The organism is Streptococcus lactarius (assembly GCF_016642265.1).
Classification (GTDB): Bacteria; Bacillota; Bacilli; order Lactobacillales; family Streptococcaceae; genus Streptococcus; species Streptococcus lactarius.
The window spans coordinates 54,652-60,770 of the sequence record NZ_MRXX01000012.1 but is presented as its reverse complement, the minus strand read 5'-3'; the positions used below and the strand labels follow the sequence as shown (position 1 = coordinate 60,770).

The 6,119-nt window shown below is 41.1% G+C and carries 6 protein-coding genes; 1 reads left to right on the top strand and 5 read right to left on the bottom strand.

The annotated features are described in order from the left end of the window. The 5 genes from BTU61_RS08660 to recJ all read right to left on the bottom strand — a co-directional run. A partial coding sequence (locus BTU61_RS08660; protein ID WP_200773202.1) for a TipC family immunity protein occupies positions 1-160 on the bottom strand: 160 nt, incomplete at its 3' end. A 10-nt stretch (positions 161-170) separates the two neighbouring features. Continuing rightward, positions 171-764: a TipC family immunity protein gene (locus BTU61_RS08655; protein WP_200773201.1), complete on the bottom strand. Its 594-nt coding sequence runs from the start codon at positions 762-764 to the stop codon at positions 171-173. A gap of 10 nt (positions 765-774) precedes the next feature. Next, on the bottom strand, positions 775-1,368 hold the full coding sequence (locus BTU61_RS08650; RefSeq protein WP_200773200.1) for a TipC family immunity protein: 594 nt from the start codon (positions 1,366-1,368) through the stop codon (positions 775-777). A 10-nt stretch (positions 1,369-1,378) separates the two neighbouring features. Continuing rightward, positions 1,379-1,972, bottom strand: a complete 594-nt coding sequence (locus BTU61_RS08645; RefSeq protein WP_200773199.1) for a TipC family immunity protein — start codon at positions 1,970-1,972, stop codon at positions 1,379-1,381. Then, positions 1,972-4,194, bottom strand: a complete 2,223-nt coding sequence (gene recJ, locus BTU61_RS08640) for a single-stranded-DNA-specific exonuclease RecJ (protein WP_200773198.1) — start codon at positions 4,192-4,194, stop codon at positions 1,972-1,974. Before recJ ends, BTU61_RS08645 begins: the two co-directional genes overlap by 1 nt. Before the next feature lie 519 nt (positions 4,195-4,713). On the opposite strand from recJ, the gene BTU61_RS08635 reads away from it, so the two are divergent. Beyond that, positions 4,714-6,119, top strand: a 1,406-nt coding sequence (locus BTU61_RS08635) for a Cna B-type domain-containing protein (protein ID WP_200773197.1), incomplete at its 3' end; no start/stop codon positions are given.

Sequence of the window (6,119 nt, the reverse complement as noted above, 5' to 3'; positions counted from 1 at the left end):
CTGTAAACGGCTTAAACATCACATAGCGCATCATCCCACCATTTTCAGAGTAAACGATCTCCTCCATAGGGTTTTTAAGGCTCAGGTAGATTCCCAGCCAATAAAGGCAAAAAAGTAATATGGGTGTGAGCCAGAGAAGTGTTTTCCGATGTTTTTTCATAGATTACTTACTATTCTTCTATCAATTTATCGTACTCGATTTTCATATCCCCCAAGTTTTTCAAGGAATAGCGAGAGCTTCCGTTTTTGAACCAGGTACCTAGGATGTATTGCTCAACGACCTTCTTACTTTGCTTTTTCAACCAAGTCCGGTCTTTGCCATAGGCGGCAAGTTGATCAAGGAGTTGTTGACCTTTATATCTTACCCCACTTTTAGAAAGATATAGGTCCTCCTGCCTAAAGATTTTTTTAGTAGAATCATAGGTAAATTTAAAACAAACCTTAACATCCTTAGCTATATCAACTTCATATCGAAATGCCCAATCAGATGAATCATGAAACATCAGGACTGAAAGTTGCTCATCACCGCTAACAATTCCTTCGGAATAAGGGTAAATCTGAAATTCTTCGTCTTCCTTCCAAACACGCAAGCTGCCAATCGACTGAGTAAATCGATTCACTGTGATATAGCGCATCAAGCCACCATTTTCAGAGTAAACGATCTCCTCTATAGGGTTTTTAAGGCTCAGGTAGATTCCCAGCCAATAAAGGCAAAAAAGTAATACGGGTGTGAGCCAGAGGATTTTTTTTAGACGTTTTTTCATAGATTTCTCACTATTTTTCTAACAATTTGTTGTACTCAATTTTCATATCCCCCAAGTTTTTCAAGGAATAACGGGAACTTCCATTCTTAAACCAAGTACCAAGGATGTACTGTTCGACAACTTTCTTACTTTGTTTTTTCAACCAAGTACGGTCTTTACCATAGGTAGAAAGTTTATCCAGTAAAAGATGCCCCTTATAAATTTTATCATTCTCATATAAATAAACATCGTCTTGAACCAAAGCTTTTTTAGAAGAGTCGTAAACAAAATAACAACCAATCATCGTTTTACTGTCCAACTTATAATGATACATATATAGCCAATCCGAAGTACCCTTAAATATCGTCACAGAAAGATCTTGATGATCACCAACAATATTTTTAGGATAAGGAAAAGATTGATGTCCCTCATTTTCCCCAAAAGTAAAACCACTTCCAATTGTTTGCGTGTAAGGTTTGAACATCACATTGCCCATCAAGCCACCATTTTCAGAGTAAACGATCTCCTCCATGGGATTTTTGAGACTCAGGTAGATTCCTAACCAATAAAGGCAGAAAAGTAAGATGGGGGTAAGCCAGAGAGTAATTTTTAGACTTTTTTTCATAACTTCCTTACTATTCTTCTATCAATTTATTGTACTCGATTTTCATATTTCCCAAGTTTTTCAAGGAATAACGGGAGCTTCCATTCCTAAACCAAGTACCAAAGATGTATTGTTCAACAACTTTCTTACTTTGCTTTTTCAACCAAGTCCTGTCTTTGCCATAGGTGGCAAGTTGATCAAGAAGTTGTTGGCCTTTGTAGCTTGTTTCATCGATTGTTAGATAGAGGTCGGTTTGGTAAAAGACTTTCTTGGAGGAGTCGTATTTAAAATTACTGTATATCGTAGCATTATTATCTAAATCATACTCATACATATAGAACCAATCTGGTGTATCACTATTAAGTGTTACAGATAAATACTCTTTTTCACCAACAATATTTTTAGGATAAGCAATTGTTTTAAACCCTTCAGCTTTATCCCATAAGCGATCACTTCCGATTGTTTGTATGTAGGGCTTGACCATCAAATTGCGCACTACACCACCATTTTCGGAGTAGTTGATTTCTTCCATGGGGTTTTTGAGGCTCAGGTAGACTCCCAACCAATAAAGGAAAAAAAGCAGGATGGGAGTGAGCCAGAGGAAGTTTTTTAAGTGTTTTTTCATTAGGCCTGTCCTGTCAGATGGTCGTAGATTTCGCGAACCGTTCCAAGAGCCATCAACTCCTGTTCTTTCACAGTTTGTTTGAGGTTTTGGTAGATGGTGCTTTCAGCAATTTCTCGTTTTTCTGCTGCTTTATTGACCTTCATGATGCCATTTTCAATGTTCACAAAGCCTAGCTCTTGGAAGATCTGAATCATTTTGACCAAGAGGATCTGCTGGATCTTGAGATAGGCTGCTAGGTCTTTGAGTTTGTATCGGACATCGAACTCTGGGTACTGATAGATGGTCTTATAGAGCTTGGCATACTGGTCCCTACTGCCGTATCCTGTCAGATAGTAAGCTTTGGCGATTTCATTTTTGAAATACACAGCCTGGAAATCATGCTCTTGAAAGATGTGACGCAGTTGCTCTATATCCTCAGGGATATTTCCAACCACTACAGCGGAAGCACCTGCTAGATTTGGCAATTCTTTAGTAAAGTCAAGAACAGGAACACCGGCGGGGAGACTGGCCGTTTTGGAGCGAATATTAAAGAGCTGCACGCCATCCACACGCGCATCAACCAGCATGAGTTGAAGGGTTGTTTGGCCATTCCATTGGTTGACCGACAATTGCACAGCTAACTCCAGATTTTGCACTTGCGCAAATTCCGACTCTAAGCTTCCCAAGCCAAAGGCAACCACCTCAAAGGTTGCATCTTCTTGAGAAATTTTTAGTTTCAAGTGGGCATTGCCAGCACCCATCGAGCGCGCCCCTTCTACCTTGAAATTACGGACCAGAAAGACTGGCTTTTTATTGTCCATGCCAAAAGGGCTCAAGCGTTCAAAACTTTTCAGGGTCTCAAGCGAGAGATCGGTTAGATGCAGTTCCTCGTCGATGGCTAAGCTGGACTTACTGCTGAGATCAATCTCTTGCTCTGCAATATAGTCGGTAAGGGCCTTAGACAAGGCAGGGAGTTGATCCACCTCGAGCGTCATCCCTGCTGCACCGGCATGTCCTCCAAAGGCGACAAAGAGCGAGCGGTGAGGATCGAGAGCCTCAAAGATATTGACCGCCTCAGGACTCCGAGCACTCCCCTTAGCTCGTCCATCCTCGATACTTAAGACGACGACCGGCTGATGAAGTTCTTCTAATAGACGGCCAGCGACAATGCCAAGAACCCCAGGATTCCAGCCTTCCTTGGCCAAGACCTGAGCGGGCAAGCTCGGTTCAACCATGGCTTTGGCTTCGTCATAGATACTTTGGACAATCTCTTTGCGTTCTTCATTTTTCTGATGAATCATGAGGGCAATCTCGTGCGCCTCTTCATCGTCAAAACCAGTCAGTAGTTCGACGGCTGGATTAGGGTCATCCAGGCGGCCAAGGGCATTGAGACGAGGAGCAATCTGAAAGCCAATTGTTTCTTCATTAATATCCTCCGGACGAATCCCCGCAATCTCAAAGAGCTCCTGCAAGCCCATTCGCTGGGTATGTTGGAGAACACCCAGGCCGTATTTGACCAGAATTCGATTCTCATCTGTCAGGCTCACCATGTCAGCAATGGTCCCGATGGCTACCAAATCTAAAAGATCAACTGGTACTTCCTCTAGGAGGGCACAGGCCAGCTTAAAGGCCACGCCACAACCTGCTAGATAACGGAAGGGATAAGCCGCATCTGGATGCTCCGGATGGACGATCGCATAAGCATCTGGCAAGACTTCTGGCATCGAGTGGTGGTCGGTCACAATGACATCCACTCCCATTTCCTTAGCCATGGCGATGGCTTGATTGCCTGCCACGCCATTGTCCACCGTGACAATCAAAGAAATACCTTGCTGCTCGATAAAGTACTTGTAGACACTCTCATTGGGACCATAGCCGTCTGTGAAGCGGTTGGGTAGGTAGACTTGCACCTCTGCACCCATCTGCTCCAAGGTTTCCTTCATAATAGAGGCCGAAGTCATCCCGTCCGCGTCATAGTCTCCATAGATGAGGATCTGCTCGTAATCTTCGATGGCCCGTCGAATGCGCTCCACTGCCTTGTCCATATCATGGAGCAAATAAGGGTCGTGTAGCTTTTCCAGCCTGGGTTCTAAAAAATCTTCCAAATCCTCTTTGGTCTGAATGCCACGCTCATACAGTAAGCTTGCTACGGACGCTTCCAGACCTGCTTTTTTGGCAAGGGCCAAAAAGGCCTCATCTACACTTGTCGCAGCCAACTGCCAATCGTATTTTGAAGTGATCATCTAGCTTTTGGTCTCCTCTTTTTCTTATCTGAATATTATATCATGAAAGGCGAAAATGGCGGGAAATAAAGGGGCAAAGGAGGAAAATATAAACATGAACATTTGTATATAATTTTGTTGCTTTTAGCTTGACTTGTGCATACAAAAGCATATAATTATAATGGTGGTGATTGTAATCTAAATAGCTGATAGGATTGGATCCTGTTCACTATTAGGAGATTGATTATCATTGCTAATACTATACTTGTGATAACCCAATGTTTTTGATCGAAACAGTCAAGGTTAGTGGGGAAGTTTTGCATCTTGTTAGGCCCATGGAAGGTTCTTTCAAGATGAATATGGTAGTGTTAGATTATTTTGAACTGTTCAAAATAATCTACTCTACTACTGATAATATAGAACAAATAACTGATTTTTCGGAGCAAAGTCAGAAATTAATACTGTTACACGATCACACATACATTTGTCACTATGTGGAAAAACAAGGGGGATTGAACAAGAAAAAGATTGGAGGATATTTTGAAATCTATTTACAAGAAAATAGCTATGATTGTAGCTATGATCAGTGTGGTAGCAATGGGTTTATCAGTAATTAAACCTGTCAGTGCAGCCACTGTAACACCAGTAGTTTCAAATTTGAAAGCTCAAGCAAATGGACAAAAAGTTACCTTCTCATTTGACTGGGATTTGACTGGTAAATCTGTTAAAGAAGGGGATACGTTCACCATCGATGCTCCAGAAGGTGTCAATATCACTGAAGTCGCAGCGCAATCATTACAAGCTAATGGTGCTGAAGTCGCTACGATTACGATGACAAACAAAAAGATTACGTTTACTTTCAAAAAAGCAATCGAATCCATGAACCAAAATGTAAAAGGTGGCTACTCATACAAAGCAGAATGGGATAACACACCAGGAAATCCTGGAAATAAAACCGCTACTTCAAGAGTAGGTTCAGAATCAGTCATCATTACACGTCCTGATGGCCCTGGCGTTTTCGAAGCAGTCTTAAATAAATATAATAAGACTGGTGATTTTGTTTCTAAACAATTCAAATTAGATGTTTCAGAAAACTATGCTTGGATGAATGTTGGAGATGACTATTATTTAACTACTTGGTTTATCCGTGTCAATGGGGATGCTAAGAAACAAGCCATCACGAACCCAGTAGTTTCAGATAAAATCAAAGCTCCAGCTGTAGATTACTCTAAGATTACATTCAAACCAGCAGCGAACCACGCAGCAAATGAGTTCTTTGTAGGAACTTACTTGAAACCATCATTCACACTTAGAAAAGGTGGACAAGTAGTTGCTTCAGGTTGGGATTTCTGGAAACATGTGAAATTCGATGCAGATGGCAACGGATTTACTGTGAATTTATCAGACGTAAGTGATGTTTTCAAAAAAGCAAGTAGCGATGAATTAATCGTTGAATACCAAACATTGATTCCTAAGACAACTATCCGTGTTGATAATGATGCTACTTTAACAGCTGATGAAATTAAGACACCATTGAAAGACCCAGCATTCTGGAACAACACAGAATTGAACTTCTGGGTAACTGGAGATAAAACAGTAACTGTTCAAAAAGAATGGGTTGGTGATAGTGAATCATCTCGTAAAGACATTACTGTTCAATTATTGGCAAACGGTCAAAAATTGGAAGGTATGACTAAGACCTTGACGAAGGCTTCTGGTTGGTCTGCTGAATTTTCTAAATTGCCAGGTATTAAAGATGGTAAACCGATTGTTTATTCAGTAGAAGAAACGAATACACCTGATGGTTATACATCAAAAGTAGAACCGATCAATGATTCGAATGTTATCAAAGTTGTAAACACTTCAAATAAACCAGCAACTACAACTACGACAACAACTACAACTTCGACTACCACAACAACAAGTACCACTACAAAGGAACCTAC

Bases quoted from the DNA above. Each gene is read 5' to 3' on its own strand.
- BTU61_RS08655 (WP_200773201.1), bottom strand. From the start codon at position 764: ATGAAAAAACGTCTAAAAAAAATCCTCTGGCTCACACCCGTATTACTT.
- BTU61_RS08650 (WP_200773200.1), bottom strand. From the start codon at position 1,368: ATGAAAAAAAGTCTAAAAATTACTCTCTGGCTTACCCCCATCTTACTT.
- BTU61_RS08645 (WP_200773199.1), bottom strand. From the start codon at position 1,972: ATGAAAAAACACTTAAAAAACTTCCTCTGGCTCACTCCCATCCTGCTT.
- recJ (WP_200773198.1), bottom strand. From the start codon at position 4,194: ATGATCACTTCAAAATACGATTGGCAGTTGGCTGCGACAAGTGTAGAT.